The organism is Paenibacillus sp. FSL M8-0228 (assembly GCF_038007385.1).
In the GTDB taxonomy this organism is placed as follows: domain Bacteria; phylum Bacillota; class Bacilli; order Paenibacillales; family Paenibacillaceae; genus Paenibacillus; species Paenibacillus polymyxa_D.
Window position 1 is genome coordinate 1,940,280 of the sequence record NZ_JBBOXA010000001.1, and the last position, 16,242, is coordinate 1,956,521.

16 protein-coding genes are annotated in these 16,242 nt (G+C 43.7%); all 16 read left to right on the forward strand.

Annotated elements, in window-relative coordinates:
- Positions 1-24 precede the first annotated feature (24 nt).
- On the forward strand, positions 25-5,001 hold the full coding sequence (locus tag MKY98_RS09100; RefSeq protein WP_208332480.1) for an RHS repeat-associated core domain-containing protein: 4,977 nt from the start codon (positions 25-27) through the stop codon (positions 4,999-5,001).
- Positions 5,002-5,115: 114 nt separating this feature from the next.
- Positions 5,116-5,766: a hypothetical protein gene (locus MKY98_RS09105; protein WP_069011062.1), complete on the forward strand. Its 651-nt coding sequence runs from the start codon at positions 5,116-5,118 to the stop codon at positions 5,764-5,766.
- Between the two features lie 194 nt (positions 5,767-5,960).
- Positions 5,961-7,394, forward strand: coding sequence for a polymorphic toxin-type HINT domain-containing protein (locus tag MKY98_RS09110; RefSeq protein WP_069011063.1), 1,434 nt, complete (start codon positions 5,961-5,963; stop codon positions 7,392-7,394).
- A 69-nt stretch (positions 7,395-7,463) separates the two neighbouring features.
- The gene (locus MKY98_RS09115; RefSeq protein WP_069011064.1) at positions 7,464-8,108 is read left to right on the forward strand and encodes a DUF3885 domain-containing protein; all 645 of its coding nucleotides are present in this window, start codon (positions 7,464-7,466) and stop codon (positions 8,106-8,108) included.
- A 493-nt stretch (positions 8,109-8,601) separates the two neighbouring features.
- Positions 8,602-9,738 (forward strand): polysaccharide deacetylase, encoded by a 1,137-nt coding sequence (locus MKY98_RS09120; protein ID WP_069011065.1) that lies wholly within the window; start codon positions 8,602-8,604, stop codon positions 9,736-9,738.
- Between the two features lie 206 nt (positions 9,739-9,944).
- The gene (locus tag MKY98_RS09125) at positions 9,945-10,370 is read left to right on the forward strand and encodes a phage holin family protein (RefSeq protein ID WP_029516680.1); all 426 of its coding nucleotides are present in this window, start codon (positions 9,945-9,947) and stop codon (positions 10,368-10,370) included.
- Positions 10,371-10,450: 80 nt separating this feature from the next.
- On the forward strand, positions 10,451-10,738 hold the full coding sequence (locus tag MKY98_RS09130; RefSeq protein WP_013309679.1) for a Dabb family protein: 288 nt from the start codon (positions 10,451-10,453) through the stop codon (positions 10,736-10,738).
- A gap of 23 nt (positions 10,739-10,761) precedes the next feature.
- Positions 10,762-11,202 (forward strand): DUF86 domain-containing protein, encoded by a 441-nt coding sequence (locus tag MKY98_RS09135; protein ID WP_069011066.1) that lies wholly within the window; start codon positions 10,762-10,764, stop codon positions 11,200-11,202.
- Between the two features lie 8 nt (positions 11,203-11,210).
- Positions 11,211-11,858 (forward strand): helix-turn-helix transcriptional regulator, encoded by a 648-nt coding sequence (locus MKY98_RS09140; protein ID WP_029516682.1) that lies wholly within the window; start codon positions 11,211-11,213, stop codon positions 11,856-11,858.
- A gap of 96 nt (positions 11,859-11,954) precedes the next feature.
- On the forward strand, positions 11,955-12,278 hold the full coding sequence (locus MKY98_RS09145; protein WP_069011067.1) for a YtxH domain-containing protein: 324 nt from the start codon (positions 11,955-11,957) through the stop codon (positions 12,276-12,278).
- A 209-nt stretch (positions 12,279-12,487) separates the two neighbouring features.
- On the forward strand, positions 12,488-13,297 hold the full coding sequence (gene racE, locus MKY98_RS09150) for a glutamate racemase (protein ID WP_069011068.1): 810 nt from the start codon (positions 12,488-12,490) through the stop codon (positions 13,295-13,297).
- A gap of 117 nt (positions 13,298-13,414) precedes the next feature.
- Positions 13,415-14,635: a M14 family metallopeptidase gene (locus tag MKY98_RS09155; protein ID WP_039269978.1), complete on the forward strand. Its 1,221-nt coding sequence runs from the start codon at positions 13,415-13,417 to the stop codon at positions 14,633-14,635.
- Positions 14,636-14,771: 136 nt separating this feature from the next.
- Positions 14,772-15,038 (forward strand): hypothetical protein, encoded by a 267-nt coding sequence (locus MKY98_RS09160; protein ID WP_069011069.1) that lies wholly within the window; start codon positions 14,772-14,774, stop codon positions 15,036-15,038.
- Positions 15,039-15,178: 140 nt separating this feature from the next.
- Positions 15,179-15,481: a heme biosynthesis protein HemY gene (locus MKY98_RS09165; protein ID WP_013370462.1), complete on the forward strand. Its 303-nt coding sequence runs from the start codon at positions 15,179-15,181 to the stop codon at positions 15,479-15,481.
- A gap of 23 nt (positions 15,482-15,504) precedes the next feature.
- The gene (locus MKY98_RS09170; protein ID WP_007429791.1) at positions 15,505-15,726 is read left to right on the forward strand and encodes a DUF1450 domain-containing protein; all 222 of its coding nucleotides are present in this window, start codon (positions 15,505-15,507) and stop codon (positions 15,724-15,726) included.
- A gap of 94 nt (positions 15,727-15,820) precedes the next feature.
- Positions 15,821-16,090, forward strand: a complete 270-nt coding sequence (locus MKY98_RS09175; protein WP_023987992.1) for a hypothetical protein — start codon at positions 15,821-15,823, stop codon at positions 16,088-16,090.
- Positions 16,091-16,242: the final 152 nt, after the last annotated feature.

The following is a 16,242-nucleotide window of genomic DNA, read 5'->3' on the forward strand; positions in this document are numbered from 1 at the left end:
GGCATTATTAATAGGGGTGAGCGAGTGTTTAAACGTTATATTTGTAGTCTACTATGTGTGCTGATGTTACTGGGTTCATGGAGCACATGGGCATATGGAGAAGCAGGTCGTGGAGAGGCAGCAACTTCTCAATCTTCTTCGTCTTCTACTCCGCAGATTATTACCAGAGCTTGGCTTGCACAGCAAACAGGTAAGGATCAGGCGTGGGTCAATGCACAGTTATCCAAAGGCTATACCTTATATGATATTTATAAAGCATGGCAAAAAGATGGTGGAGAAAATTCATTACCAGAACAAAGTCCAAGCTTGTGGGTACAGCAGAATGGACTGACATTGAGCACAAATACAAAGGTGGAACCATCCGATGAGTCGGCTGCACTGAAGGAGGGCGAAAAGCGCGCTCAGACCACCCAGGATGAAAAGGCAACTCAACATCCACTTGATAAGGAAGAGGGTAAAGAGCCGGCTCCAGACACGACTGAGATGGTTATCCCATCTATACCCCGAGTAAATGATTCCGTATATGCTCCGACTCCAGGAGAAAGCGGACTGATCGGGCAGGATTTATTTAAACAAAGTTTGTTGCAGGTATCAGCTACAACAGATGTGTATGCTCCTTTTGATCAGGCGGCGCTTGCACAAAGCAGGTTGAGTGATGATACGTCTCGTTATGGAATGGACTATGGTGACAACAGTGTGTCCACCGCTTCAGGACAGCTCGTTGTTCAAAATACGGATTTGGTACTGCCGGGGTCATTGCCCTTTGCATTGACTCGTGTGTATAACAGTTCATTGGCAAATAATCAGATTGGTGTGCAGCAAAATGAAGGGTTGTATACAAACACAAGTGCCATCCGCGAGGAAGAAGCAGCTTCTGGTCTGGGGAGAGGCTGGAAATGGGATCTTCCTCATATGCAGAAACAGGATGGTAAACGGTATTTGTATATTCCGGGAACAGGCTCCTATGAACTGAGAGATGATTTGCAGCTAGAAGGATATGCATACAAAGATCTGAAGATCAGTACAGATCAAAGCGCAAGTGTGCAGGGAGTAAGCAGTGCATACAAAATAGCAGTGCTGAATGGAAATGACTATTATATCGATCAGGACGGTTATTTGATTTTAATCCAGGATGCGTATAAGAATCGGGTGGAGTTTGATTATACAAGTTCTGGTGGAGTAAAGCTTATTCGATCGATTCGAAACAGTGATGGCAAAGAGCTTGACTTCACTTACAATGCCGGGCAAATTGTTGTTAAAGAGCAGGGCACGGACCATCAGTACACCTATCGCCAAAGTGGCGAGGGAAGCAGCAAGGTGCTGTCAGAAGTATTGGATTCTCTTTCCCGAAGCACAAGCTATGCGTACACATTTATGGATGCTCCTTTTAATGTAGTCGTAAATGGTGAAGGAAAGACTGGAGCTCTACAATCCAATGAAACCGCGCTCCTTACACGAATTGTACGACCTACTTCATCGATTACAGACATTCGGTATGAAGCCTATAACAAGCAGATAGGCGTATACGGTACACAAGGCGTGTTTAAGGTGGCTTCACGCGCTGATATGTACAGTACAACTGCCGGCGATCGTTTTTTAAATAAACTTGATTTCGCGTATTCCGGAGAAGATCTAGCAAGTTATGGCAAAAATGCTGAGTGGACGGTGGTTGCTAAAGGGACGCGTACAACAGAAACCTTCCATTTTGGTAAAGTCTTTAGAGGTGATAATACACCAGACAAGCTTGTTCTTAACCGCTATGATCAAGAGGGTGATTCTACCGGCTATCATATAAACTACATATATAATGATGCCATGGACTGGAATTTGCCTGTGCAAATGCAAGAGTCGTATACGGAGGGAGGTTCTTCGTCAGAACCTGTAACCACCTCCTATGACTACAATGAATATGGTCTTCCACTAAAAGTATCCCAAAGTACTGGATTGGAGACTGTTCATACGTATAAAACCTCTAGTGAGCCTTTTTTCTGGATTCAACCTACCCAGACGGTTACTAAAATAAGTGAAGGAAAAACTGGAACGACAGTTCGAACTTATAAAGCAGAGGGTACATTGTATGAACTGAAAAACTATGAAGGTACAGAGCAAGGGAAGCTTTTATCAGATACCTATACTTTTTACAATGCAAAAGGGAATGTAAGTGGTCAGAAAGTTCTTATTGATGACAGAAACTATACGGATGTTTCGATTGATTATAAATCTCCCTATGGTTCTCAGCTCCCAACAAGACAGCTTTTGCCTAAAGGTGTTGAGTATACGTATGATTATTATCCGACTGGGGAAATCAAGTCCCAAACAGATGCCAAGCGCAAAACAGAGTCCTACGTATATGACGCTTTGGGACGTGTAACGAAGGTTACTTATCCGGATGGAACTCAGACGGTTGTGGTGTATAAGGATGATACGAACGATGTCACCGTCACCGGACCAGATGGAGTAAGTGCTGAAAGAATGTATAATCCATTCGGACAGATGCTCCAGCAGCAGGTGGGTGATGCGATTTACGGATATGGTTATGATGATCATGGAGATATGGTAGAAAGCACGGATGCTGAACAAGCAACCACTCGCTATGCCTATGATGCCTTTGGACGACCTGTGAAGACGACCTATGCGGATGGAACCACAGATACCGTGACTTATAACGCAGTGGATCGTACTGTTACTCAGACGGATGCGTCCGGTTATCGTGTGCGTGAAGTATCAGATGCTTTAGGTCGTGTGACTTCCACACAAGAAGCTAAAAATGGATCATTTCAGCCGCTGGAATCGTTAGCTTATAATTATGCGGGTATGGTCACTAGCCGTACAGACGGTAATGGTCAACGCACGCTCTATGATTACGATGCTTTGGGACAAATGACCTCGGTCACTGATCCATCCGGACAGCAGGTCAGCTATGTGTATGATCTAGCCGGAAATTTGAAGACCGTTCAGTTTCCTGATGGGCAAAAGAATGTGTATTCATACGATGAGCTGGGCAGACGTACGTTACTTGAGAAATCAAGCGGAGGAACTACGTTAAATATTTACGATACAGATGGAAACATCACCCGTATGTTGACAGGAAAATCGGAGGCCATTACCTTTCAATATAACGCTGACGGATTAGTTACCGAAGCGGCGGGTCCCGATTTTAAAACCAATTACACCTATGACAGCGCAGGACGAAGAAAAAGCATGACTGATGGTCAGGGAACGACCTCCTATGCCTATGATCCATCAGATGGAGCCTTGACTGGGCTGAAGTACCCTGATGGTACGCACATCAGCTATGAATACAACAAGCAGTCTCGTACAGGCTATGTGCTAACAGATGCTGCTGGCACGTCTATGCACGTTCAATCCAAGCTGGACAGTGTGGGCCGAGTTACCCAAATGGACATTAGCGCTGGGGCCGGTGCGGCAAATGTACAGAGTTTGGGAGAAGCGAGTGCTGCTGCGGGCGGATCATTGGATCGAATGACGTTCGATTATGCTCCTAATGGTTTGCTGAAAAGCCAGTCTTCGAGCAGAGGGCTGAGTACGCGATTCAGCTACAATGGACTGGATTTATCCGGGGTTACGGTGGAGCACGGTGGTACGTCGCTACATCAATTTGGGTATGAACGGGATGGGAATAAAAACATCATCGGACGTACACAAAACGGAACAACAGACCAGTTTGGATATGACCCGTCAAACCGTATTGCCAGCGAAGCCGCTGGTGAAAAGAATAAGACCTATGTCTACGATCCGAATGGAAACCGAAGTGCTGAAGGCAGTGGCAAAGTGTTCGGCATGAAAAATGCTGAATATACGTATGATTCTGCCAGCCGTCTGACAAAGGTGACCGGTGAAGGCAAAGAGGTAGGGTACAGCTATAACGGAGACGGTCTACTGTACGAGCGTACAGAGGGCGGCAAAACGACTCGGTATTACTATGACGAAGAAGCGAAGCTGATTGCAGAAGCCGAGGTCCAAGGTGAAACAGCCAAGATCACTTACGCTTACGTGTATGACTTGTCCGGTCAACTGTGGGCCAGACAGGACAAGGCAAGCGGGCAGTTGCAATATTATCAGCTCAACGGTCACGGTGATGTGGTAGGTCTAAGTGATAGTTCGGGCAAGGAACTGAATAGCTACAGCTACGATATTTGGGGTGGACCGGAGAAGGTCAAAGAGACCGTTCCGAACGTGTTGCGTTATGCTGGCGAGTATTGGGATGACACGGCTGGACTCCAGTACTTGCGGGCTCGCTGGTATGATCCGGGCACAGCCCGTTTTATGGGCGAGGATACGTACCAGGGCGAGATCAGCGATCCGCAAAGCTTGAACTGGTATACGTATGCAAATAATAATCCGTTAAAGTATATTGATCCAAGTGGGCATAAAGTTTGGCTAGTTCACGGTACTTTTGTTGATCCAAGTACATGGGATAATAGTAAAACGTATATTAAAAATGAGCTTTTTAATGAACCGACTGATACTCCGCGATGGAGCGGTAAGAATAATGATGGAGCCCGAGTTGAAGGTGCAGAAATTGTAGCGAATCAAATTTATAATTATCACAAAGCTCATCCAACAGAACCGATACGAATCATGGGGCATAGTCACGGAGGTAATGTTTCCATCATGGCAACTAATATGTTGGCTAAACGTGGGGTACATGTAGATACTCTTATCACTATTGCAACACCAGTAAGGGAATATAGACTGAAAACGAAGGTCGGTCAACATATCAATGTATACAACCATAATGATATTATTCAAGTTAACGGAGGGTTTTGGGGTTTAGGAGAAGCAAAACGCAAATACCCTGGTGCTGAGAATGTTGAAGTTAAATTATCCCCATATTATTTTAAACATCCAATTGAAGCTCATTCTGTAATGCACAATAATCCCAATATTTTGGATAAATACGTAAAACCACGAGTGCTGTGGCACAACTTTTCTAAAGCCAGATATGAAAGTTATAAAAAGAATCAGAGTAGGTACTAATCACTAGAAATAATTGGTTTATTATGTATTTTAGGATAAAGTTAGTATTCGAAATAGTGAAGTATCAGTTTTTGAAATGTGAGTAAACATTTCAGTGAGACTGGAGGGAAGGAAATGAAAATGCCCATTTGGTTTAAAATCATATGGATGATTCCTATTGTTATTAATATAGCGGCGTTCATATGGTTTATTTTAGGCTCAACAGGGGGCTTTCAACGTGGACATGATATCTTGGCAACTGCTACATTAGTCATATTTGGAGTCCCGTCTATTATTATTGTATTAATATCATTAACATATATATGGCAAGGATGGCCACCATTTAATGGTGTGAAATATTTAGTATCAGCAATATTGATGGGATCTTTATTATTTTGTTCTTATTATTTGGTTGACGGGACTCCTACACGTGGATGGTTGTATGATAACGTTGATAGTGATCCTGTACGGTTAACTTCAGATCAAAAATATGAATACCGTATAGATTTAATTAATCCTTTCCAGAGGAATAGTAGAGAACAATTGCACTTGAAAAATATTTCAACAGGAGAAGAAAAGAATATCCCTATTTCAATTAGAAAGGAAAATAGTGGCTACTCAGGTGGTGATGGAGATAATTGGGCTTGGGGTATTTTAAAACCAACAAAAGTACCAAATCAATACGAGTTGTCTACATTGGATGAGTATAACAACGGTATGTATGGCATGGATCCGAGAGTTTTTTTAATTGATGTAAAAGCTGGAACTGCACAAGTATTGAAGTAGAATTTGAATTATTTAACCACAATACGAGATAGTTTCGTATTGTGGTCTTTATTTATTATTAGTTCTGAACTAATAATAAATAGCTAAATATTCTCGATACTGTGCTACACGGGCTGGTTACTGAATCTGCAGGTACAAAGGATAAGACTTACAACTACGTTTCAAAAGGAAACCGAAGCTTCGAAGGTAGGGCAGTGAAGATTACATACGCTTACGTGTTGTATGACTTGTCCGGTCAACTGTGGGCCAGACAAGACAAGGCAAGCGGACAGCTACAATATTATCAGCTCAACGGTCACGGTGATGTGGTGGTCCTAAGTGATAGTTCGGGCAAGGAACTGAATAGCTATAGTTACGATATCTGGGGCGGCCCGGAGACGGTCAAAGAGACCGTTCCGAACGTGCTGCGTTATGCTGGCGAGTATTGGGATGATACGACGGGGCTCCAGTACCTGCGGGCTCGCTGGTACGATCCAGGCACAGCCCGTTTTATGGGCGAGGATACGTATCAGGGCGAGATTAGTGATCCGCAGAGTTTGAACTGGTATGCGTATGTGGCCAATAATCCACTCGGATATGTAGACCCTAGCGGGCATGAACTTATGCCTACGACTAAAGGCGGAATATTTTATACTAACCAGAAGACGATTATTCATTATCAAAGAGTAGGCATGGGGACATGCTGGAATGAGTTTAAAGCAGGAACTATTCAGGCATCCACGGCTGTAGCCAATTTCTTGATTGTAGATGATATAAACACGATACTTGATCCCAAATCGTCCGCATATGACAAAACACTTGCTCTAGCAGGATTTATACCTGTTGGTAAGTTTGTTAAAGGTGGAAAATTGATCATACAGCTGACGAGTAAGGAGGGAAGATATGTTGAACGTTCTGTTGAATTGACAGAAAAAAATCTAAAATCAGCCAAGGCACTCCCTTGTAATTGCTTTACGGCGGGGACTAAGGTTCAAACAGACGAAGGGGAGAAACCTATCGAGGAAGTCGAGGTAGGTGACAAGGTTCTAGCCAAAGACGATGAGACAGGTGAGATGGCTTATAAGGAAGTCGAATGGCTCTACCAACGTGATGTGGAAGAAACGTATAATATTACTGTTGGTGGAGAAGTCATAACGACAACTGATGAGCATCCGTTTTGGATTGTCGGCAAAGGTTGGGTCAAGTCTAAAGACCTCGAGGTGGGAGATGTTCTGACAACTTCGGATGGTAAGGAATTAGCCATTGAGAAGATTGAAGTTAAAAAGGGACATGACACTGTATACAATTTTAAGGTCAAAGATTTTCATACTTATTTTGTATCAAATTTGGGTGTGTGGACTCATAACGCTTGCGATATCCCGAATAAAACAACAAAATGGGATATAAAAATGAATGCAAAAGGAAAAGTCACTTACAAATTCCACGGAGATACAATTACAGCTTACCAAGATAACACAAAGAAAGGTTATTGGTGGGCGAAAGACACAACTGGACACGGCGGTTCAGCGTATAAGGTATTTGAAAAGAAAGGAAATTCACTTCATTGGATTACTGATGCAGATGAATATGGAAATTTCATAACAGGGAAACACAAGAGTACAACAGGTACAGTCATAAAGCTAAAATAAATATAGTTAAAAAAACGCCGTAAAGGGAACATAGATTTCCCTTTACGGCTACATGATGGGGATGATTGAATGGAACATAATCAAAATTTAAATGATTTTTTGTTGCGATACTTTGAAGGAATTTATTTAAAGAAACCTTTGTTTTATAATGCTTCAATTGCTATTAGGTTTGAAATGGGGGGAGGGACAGATACGCCTGGAAAAAGAGTAGAGCAGGTGAAACAGAGAGCGGTTGCTTTATTTGACGCATTAAATAGTTATGATGACGATGTTTACTTTGTACTATTCGTAGATAAATGGAGTAATGAGTCAATTAATGCCATTGAGAATGATGTCTTTAAAGAATTCAATAATTATATTAGTAAGATAGATTTTGGACATGTATTTAAACAAGAACAGGAGTACCGATATAAAGATTCCGACGAAACTGATGATATAGTAACTATTAGATATTGTATAAATGTGAAATCCCAAGATTTGAAGATTGATAGTCTGATAGAGGCGATTGCCAATCGAACACTTGGTTTAGAACCTAGTGTAGATGGTGACATATATTTAATAAATGACACGAACAAAACAATTTTTCATCTTTATGACGATAGAGGCTTGGATATTGTAGCGGAAAACAAGGAGACTCTAAGGATTGTTTATGAGCAGTATAATCATTGGATATTGGATTATGACCGAAATAAAATCGATGAAATATTTTCTTGAATGATCTTGAGGGCTGCAATCCTCAAGGTCTTTCTTTATATTAATACCTAGTACCAAGTAAATGGTTGAATGACAATCCCATAGTCAATTAGAAACCCAAAATCTTCAGATACCACTGTATCTTGCTCAAAAGTACCTCATCTTCATTTTCTTCCGGTAGGTTCTAGTTCCGCCAAAAGAATCTACTACCCGCTTGTACCCTTCTTAACTCCTATTAATTTATTCACAACTTTGTAACTTTCTCTGGCAGGGGGGTTGCGAGATTGTTTTCAAATTGTTTTACTATATTTACCTACTATAGTCTGGTAATCTATTAATATATATAGGGGGAACGAAAAGACGTCCGGTTCAGTCGGTTTATATGCGTTTATGTTCTATATGTTGAGTGAATGTCTATATTGCCATGTCTATATCGTCATGTCTGTATAACTTCATAGACAAGCTAGAGATAGCTCCCGCACATTATAAAATACAGCACAGGATGGTGTAATGAATGAAGCTTTTAAAAGTAAAATGGATGGCTGTATGCTTGATGGTAATCTGTTGTTTGGGTTTGCTAGGTATACATACGAATACAGCAAGTGCACAAGCGAAGGCTCCTTTGCTGGGGGTCAATGATGTGTTGCTAGATTCGAATACGATTAAACCTGTAATGGAAAATGATAAGTTGTATGTACCCATCGTTACATTGGGGCAAAAGATGGGCATTTCTACTTCTGCCAATGGAAATACATTGGTGCTGACTGGACATAATCGCAGCTTTACGCTGGATTTGAACAAGGGGGATGTGTTCGAGCGTGGAGGACGCACGATGGTGCCAATTCGCACTTTGACCAATGCATTCGGCTTCACTATTACGGTTCCTACAAGTAATCTGTATCGAATTCAGAATGCAAACGCTAGTTTGTCTGATGCTCAGTTTTTGAATACATTCGCGGCAGAAATTAAACAGTATGCAGCTGTCGAACCGGGCAAAGCCAGCAATACAGGCAACAAGGGAACTGCCTCATCATCCAGCCGTACGATTTATTTGAGCTTCGATGATGGTCCTACGGCGCATACGTCGCAGCTGCTGGATATTTTAGATAAATATAATGCGAAGGCTACTTTCTTCATGCTGGGACCTGAAATTCGCCAACATAGCGCAGTGATGAAGAGAATGGTAGACGCAGGGCATGGTTTGGGCCTCCATGGGATGACACACCAGGTGAAAAAGATCTATGCATCCCCGGCAGCAGCATTGGCAGAGATGAATCAGGATAACGACATTTTATTTAAGGCCACAGGGAAACGCACTTCTTTGATTCGTACACCTTATGGCAGCAAACCGTATTTGAAGAAAGCATATCGTGATCAATTGACGGGTGCAGGCTATCATATTTGGGACTGGAACATCGATTCGAATGATTGGCGTTATACTAAAAATCCGCAGCATTTTGTACAGACAGTCCTCAGTGATATTAAGAGACTGAAAAAGCAAGGCAGAACACCAGTCGTTCTTATGCATGATAAGCCATCTACGATCAAGGTGCTTCCACAAATCATGGCGGCCTTGCAGAAAGAAGGATATTCGTTCGAGCCGTTGAATGATAACCTGACTCCGCTTAATTTTTGGAATGATCATCGTTAATTGAATAGCATGAAAGAAAAGGCACCTTTTCAACCATTTGTATAGTGGTTTGGAAGGTGTCTTTTTGTTGTATTTGCTCGAAAATGTGAAGTTTGCAGCATGGTTTATATGAATCTATGAATTCATGTCTATGCACAGGTCATATGACTTTACGGGTTATCATGTCGCTGCATATATTACAGTAACCGTCCCGAGAGGAGGAAGGTATGAATATTAATCCGAGTATGTTTAGTATGATTTGTGCTACCGCAGGAGCCTTTATTACGTTTGCCTTTGGCGGCTGGAATCAGCTAATGGTGCTATTCACGGTTGCAATGGCTGTCGATTATGTGACTGGAGTCGCCGCAGCAATTAAGACTGGGCAAGGTTTAAGCAGTAAAGCCGGCTTTTGGGGGTTGGCGAGAAAGGCTTTAATGCTAATGGTAATTTCTTTGGCGCATCATGTGGACCTCCTGATGGGTACCGAAATCATGAAAGGGGCGGCAACGTACTTTTATTTATCCAATGAATTGATCTCTATTACGGAAAACTGTTCACGAATGGGTTTACCGCTCCCACCGAAGCTCAAGAATTTTTTTGCCCTATTAAAGGACAAGGAGTCTGATGGAAAAAATGGTGGAAAAGATCGCTAGAATTACAAAGTTTCTTTCCGTATGTGGGGCGTTATGATAAAATTTTCAAGAGAACATTTTAAGATAAGGAGCCTATACGCATGATTAAACATATTGTTTTGTTCAAATTGAAAGACCGCTCCCCCGAAAGCATTGAGCACACAGCATCCATTTTGCGCAGCATGAACGGCAAAATCAAAGAGCTGCTGTCACTCGAAGTAGGTACGGATGTGATTCGTTCGGAACGTTCTTATGATATTTCCCTTACCGCTGTTGTCGAAACACTGGAGGATTTGCAAACGTATCAGGTACACCCTGTGCACCAGGAAATTATTGTACACATGAATGAAGTGAAGGATGTATCTATCGCAGTTGATTATGAAATCTAAAGCGGTACTGGAGGTGCAGGACCTTGTATTATGTCAACCGGGAACAAATTGAGCTTCGACTAGGGGCTGTTCCCGACATTGTCGCCGGACTTCGCCAGACTTCTGCTTCCTGGAACGGCGATCTGTTGCAGGGGCTAGTGCAGGAGCGCTGTCTTCATCTGGCCATTGAGACGGTAACGGACGTAGGAAGCTATATCATCGACGGATTTATTATGCGTGACGCCAGTAGCTATGAGGATATTATCGGTATCATTCATGAGGAAGGTGTACTGGATGATACCGTATTTCATTCGCTAGTAGAGCTGGTAGGCTTACGTAAACCCTTAGTGCAGGAGTATTTCCATTGGGACCGGACAAGCCTTCACCCGCTTACAACAAAGCTGCCTGGGTTGCTGGAGCTTTTTGCATCTAACGTGCATGATTATTTAAATAAGGAATTGGGTCCCCAGCCCGAGGGAGTGTAAAGGCAAAAGTGACGGATAAGTATATCGTACCCGAAATGCCCACTAGGCGCATGATCATGACACTATTGAAAACCCAGGGACCTGTGGGCGTCGGAAGCTTGGCAGCTCAATTAGGCATTACCGAAATGGGAGTGCGTAGGCATCTCAAATTGATGGAGCAGGATGGCCTGATCGTGGCTACAATCGTGAGACAGGCTATGGGACGCCCGACGTTTTTGTACAGCCTGAGCGAGCAGGGAAGCGAGCAGTTTCCACGTAATTATGATCATTTGTTACTGGAACTGTTAGAGGAACTCGATGAAGAACAGGGAATGGAAGCTGTTTACTCGCTGTTTGATGGTAGAAAACGTAAAATGATGAAGCGATACGCCCCTCATATAGAGGGGGAGACTACACTGGCTTCACGTGTGGAAAAGCTTTCGGGCATCCAGAATGCTTCCGGATATATGGCAGAGTGGCGCGAGGAAGAGGATGGTAGCTACTCTATTGTGGAATACAATTGTCCTATCTCTCAAATTGCAGGCCGTTACCGCAAGGCTTGTGAATGCGAGCAGCAAATGTTTGAGGAGCTACTTGATGCCGAGGTTGTTCGTGAGGATTGTTTGGCAGATGGGGGCCGTTGTTGCCTGTATCGTATCCGCTCTAAAAAAAAGTGAAACTTTTCAGGCTTGTTTTCTGTGTCATGACAAGCTCCCCATGCTTATAATGCACTAACAGATGGGCATTCGCCCGGGCACAAGGGAGAGATGATGATGAAGGAGAACTGCAAAAGTTTTATCCGAGGCGCGTTGGCAGGCAGCATTGTTGGTTCGGTTGCTGCTTTATTATTTGCCCCTAAGTCAGGTCGTGAGCTGCGTCAGAATATTACAGATCAGGCGCGCAACGTAAGTGATAAGGGACAGGAGCTAGCGGGGAAAATTTCAGACACTTCAATTGAGTATACTGACAAAATTAAGGAGACAGCCTCAGCCGTCATTCATGAAATTGGGCAATGGCGTAAAAAGAGTGAAATGATTCCTGAGGTTAGTATTTCATCAGCGACTGCTCAAGAAGATACGGAAAAAGATGCGCTGTAACGGTCTGTAAAAAATAGGTGAAACACTGAATACAGTTTGAATTCGTGGCTTCTCCCGTTGGGATGGAGCCTTTTTATTGATCACTTCCTCGTTTTAGGGTAATCTTTTGGGGTACCTTTTACACGAATACGACATAAGGTATGTAGCAACGGATAGCATTCCGAGATGAAACAACTCATATTTGAACAAAAAAAGGAAGCGGTGTGTACGTGCAGCAAGCGATTGCAATATTGGATTCCGGTGTAGGAGGTTTGACGGTTGTTAAAGAAGTCATGCGTCAGCTTCCACGGGAAAAAATCATTTATTTTGGAGACACTGCGCGCACTCCGTATGGCCCCCGACCATCGGAAGAGGTTAAAAAATTTACAGAGCAAATGGTTGATTTTCTGATTCAATTTGATCCGAAAGTCATTATTATTGCTTGTAACACGGCTACTGCCGCGGCATTGGACTATATTAGCCAAAAGGTATCCATTCCGGTGATCGGAGTCATTCACCCCGGGGCTCGTGCTGCGATTAGCGCGACTGCTACCGGGCATGTCGGGGTGATTGGGACTGTCGGTACGATTCGAAGCGGAGCGTATACAGCTGCGCTCAAGCAATTGTCTCCTTACGTAGACGTGGTGAGCCATGCGTGTCCTGCGCTTGTTCCATTGGTGGAGCAAGGGTTATTTCGCTCTAAGACGACATCGCAGGTTGTGGAGGAGACATTGAGACCTATTCAAACGTATCCGATTGATTGTCTGATTCTTGGTTGTACGCATTATCCTTTTTTGAAGGAAACGATTCAAGAAGTCATGGGGCCTGCAGTAAAGCTCATTAGCTCGGCAGATGAAACGGCGCGTGAGACGAGTACCATTTTGTATAACAAAGACAAGTTGGAAGCTGGGGACGAAACCCCGGTACATCAGCTTTTTTGTTCCGGCGATCCTGAATTGTTCCAGCGCATTGCCGCACAGTGGCTCGGGGAGCAAATTCGCCAAACGCCTGTCGTCTGGCAAGTCACCAATTTGGATTAACGAGACAGCCGACTTTTTGTCATTGGACAAAAGAAGTCGGCTGTTTTGCTTTTCGCTACATCAAGACACGCCGCGTTTGCATAACATGCAGTAAGGCAGATGGAAGGGGCGTAGAAGATGAGGGAATATATCGTTCAAAAAGGAGATACATTGCACCGGGTCGCCTCGGCTTTTAAACTATCGGCGGATACTTTAATCGTAGATAATCCGTGGGCCGCCACGCAACCCTATCTGATTAGTGGTCAAGTGTTATATATTCGTCCGTCTACGGATCGTAAATACGTTATTCAGCCTGGTGAGTATGCAAGACAGATTGCCAAGCAGTTTGGTGTGGAGCTTAATGAGTTACGGCTAGCCAACCCCGGACTTGCGGAGCATGATTTTATGGAAGGAAAAACTATTGTTATTCCTGAAGACCATCAGGATCAGATTGTACGATTACGTGGAGAGTATGGATATGAAGATTTAAAGGAAGACCTAGCGGCCTTGGCCCGCAGATATCCGTTTATTGAAGTTGGCAGCATTGGAACCAGTGTCATGGGGAAGGATATTCCTTATGTACGTATTGGGCAGGGAACGCGTAAAATTCACGCCAATGCTTCAGTTCATGCTAATGAATGGCTGACGACGCCTTGTTTGCTGCGTTTTATAGAGCAATATGCACAAGGGATCGGTGGGACTGAAGAACATGTAGGGGCCACTCAATGGGTGTATGGAGGTTCTCCGCGGGATTTGCTGGAGCATACATCCTTATGGGTGGTTCCGATGGTCAACCCGGATGGGGTAGAGCTGGTGCAACAAGGTATACTCCCAACTCATCCGTTGTATCATGACCTCAAAAAGTGGAATGAAGGACGTGCTGATTATCGCGGTTGGAAGGCGAATATTCGTGGTGTCGACCTCAACGATCAATTTCCGGCATATTGGGAAGAAGAGGTGCGCAGACGCGGTAAAACAGGTCCGTCTCGACGAGACTATGCAGGGCCTGCACCTTTGTCTGAACCGGAGTCTAAGGCGCTTGCCGATCTAACGGAGCGCGAACAGTTCGACATGGTGTTATCCATACACAGTCAGGGACAGGAGATCTATTGGAATTATCGGGATCTAGAGCCTAAGGAGAGCCGAGATTGGGCCTTACGGCTAGCTGCCGCAACAGGTTACCGGGCGGTAAAGCTGGGTGGGAGCGATGCAGGGTACAAGGATTGGTTTATACAGCGATTTGGTAAACCGGGGTTTACCGTTGAAGTCGGTCTAGGCGTAAATCCGCTGCCCATGCGTGATTACGATGATATTGCAGCAGAAGTGGGCATGTTAATGGCAACAGTGCTGTCATGGTAAAAAATTCGGCCTACTGAAACGTATCGAATCACTTGCACGTATTAGGAGGAACACGTTTTTTATAAGTGTTCCTCTTTACATGTCCCTTCAATGGGGTATATATACTTAGGAGCATTGGAAATGGAGTGAACAACCTATGAAGTGGAAAAGATTACTAACTCTCCGTCAATGGTCACATGTATTTCGTCGTATGCCCCGATTGATTACTTCATCAAGGATTCCGCTGGGAGAAAAATTACTCTTTGCGGTGCCTGTGTTGCTCTATTGGGTATTACCTGATGTCATGCCATTTATGCCCATCGACGATATTGGTGTTACGCTATTGCTTATGAATTGGTTTGTCACCCGTGCCGAACGAAAATATCCAGATGTGCTTGAAAAGCAACATGTACGTGTTCGGTAGATAAGCTTATGAATTTCGTGATTGCGATTTTTCGCGATTTTCTTTACAATAGGAATATTGCCTTTTGCTATGCTAAACATAATTGTGATTTATCCAATAAACCACATTTCATTTAATGAATATGAAGGAGATGAAGTTTGATGAACTGCAAAATTACTCGTAACGCAGCTAAAGTATTGAAACTTGAACTGGATAAGGAAGAGAACCAAGGGAAGAGCCTGCGCGTTGTTATTACTCATGCTCATGGAGATCATGCTCATTACGGGCTGGATTTGGACACGCCTAAAGAAACAGATACTGTCGTATCTACAGATAAAGGCATTGACGTAATTTTGGAAAGCGGCCAGCCGCTGCTGGATGGTGTGAAAATTGATTACTTGTACTTCCCCGAAGAAGGATTTGTCATTACTAACCCTTCCCAAGGTAATCACGGCGACCACTAAGCCGGAGCTCGGAGGGATGACAGATGGCCAACGATATTCGCGTATGTGATGAATGCAATCATATTCGCTTGAAAACAATCTTGCCCAAGTTGCAAAAGATGGCACCAGATGCCGAGATCAAAATCGGCTGCAAATCGTATTGCGGTCCTTGTGGGAAACGGGCGTTTGTGTATGTGAACGGACGTTATGTGAGTGCGGCTACGGAGGATGAAGTATTGGAGAAGGCTGCGCGCTTTATCAAATAGTTCCAGTACGCAGCATTCGCAATTTTTGAATAGTTCCCCTTCTTCTGATCCATGCTAATGGATGTAGACCACTGCCCAGAAGGAGGAGTGACTCATGGCCCAATATGATTCCAATCTCGACAATCACAGTGTTGAGGCTCAAACACAAAACTCGGTGGACAGGCTCCACAATGCCGTCTCTCAGGCATTGTCACATCCAGCTGAGCAACTGATTGAACAGGCGGAGCAGTCTCGCACTCATGCTGAACATGCCATACAGCAGGCGAAGGATAGCCTTGGTGACGACTCAGTAGAAGTTGCGGAGGATATGCTTGGTGAAGAGGTACAACGGCTTGAACAGGCCAAAAAAACGTTGCGTTCCTAAGCATTTGTGACTGGTAACAACGAGCGCAGTCGAGTGACAATCCATAAAAAAGCACGATCCACAGCACTTACAAGCCGATGGATCGTGCTTTTTTGTTATATACAGAGTAGTTATGCGGCGACATCGTTAAAGGGGTTTGGGAAGATGCTATA

Coding starts and splice junctions, on each gene's coding strand:
- MKY98_RS09105 (WP_069011062.1), top strand. CDS start 5,116: ATGAAAATGCCCATTTGGTTTAAAATCATATGGATGATTCCTATTGTT.
- MKY98_RS09115 (WP_069011064.1), top strand. CDS start 7,464: ATGGAACATAATCAAAATTTAAATGATTTTTTGTTGCGATACTTTGAA.
- MKY98_RS09120 (WP_069011065.1), top strand. CDS start 8,602: ATGAAGCTTTTAAAAGTAAAATGGATGGCTGTATGCTTGATGGTAATC.
- MKY98_RS09125 (WP_029516680.1), top strand. CDS start 9,945: ATGAATATTAATCCGAGTATGTTTAGTATGATTTGTGCTACCGCAGGA.
- MKY98_RS09130 (WP_013309679.1), top strand. CDS start 10,451: ATGATTAAACATATTGTTTTGTTCAAATTGAAAGACCGCTCCCCCGAA.
- MKY98_RS09145 (WP_069011067.1), top strand. CDS start 11,955: ATGAAGGAGAACTGCAAAAGTTTTATCCGAGGCGCGTTGGCAGGCAGC.
- MKY98_RS09155 (WP_039269978.1), top strand. CDS start 13,415: ATGAGGGAATATATCGTTCAAAAAGGAGATACATTGCACCGGGTCGCC.
- MKY98_RS09160 (WP_069011069.1), top strand. CDS start 14,772: ATGAAGTGGAAAAGATTACTAACTCTCCGTCAATGGTCACATGTATTT.
- MKY98_RS09165 (WP_013370462.1), top strand. CDS start 15,179: ATGAACTGCAAAATTACTCGTAACGCAGCTAAAGTATTGAAACTTGAA.
- MKY98_RS09170 (WP_007429791.1), top strand. CDS start 15,505: ATGGCCAACGATATTCGCGTATGTGATGAATGCAATCATATTCGCTTG.
- MKY98_RS09175 (WP_023987992.1), top strand. CDS start 15,821: ATGGCCCAATATGATTCCAATCTCGACAATCACAGTGTTGAGGCTCAA.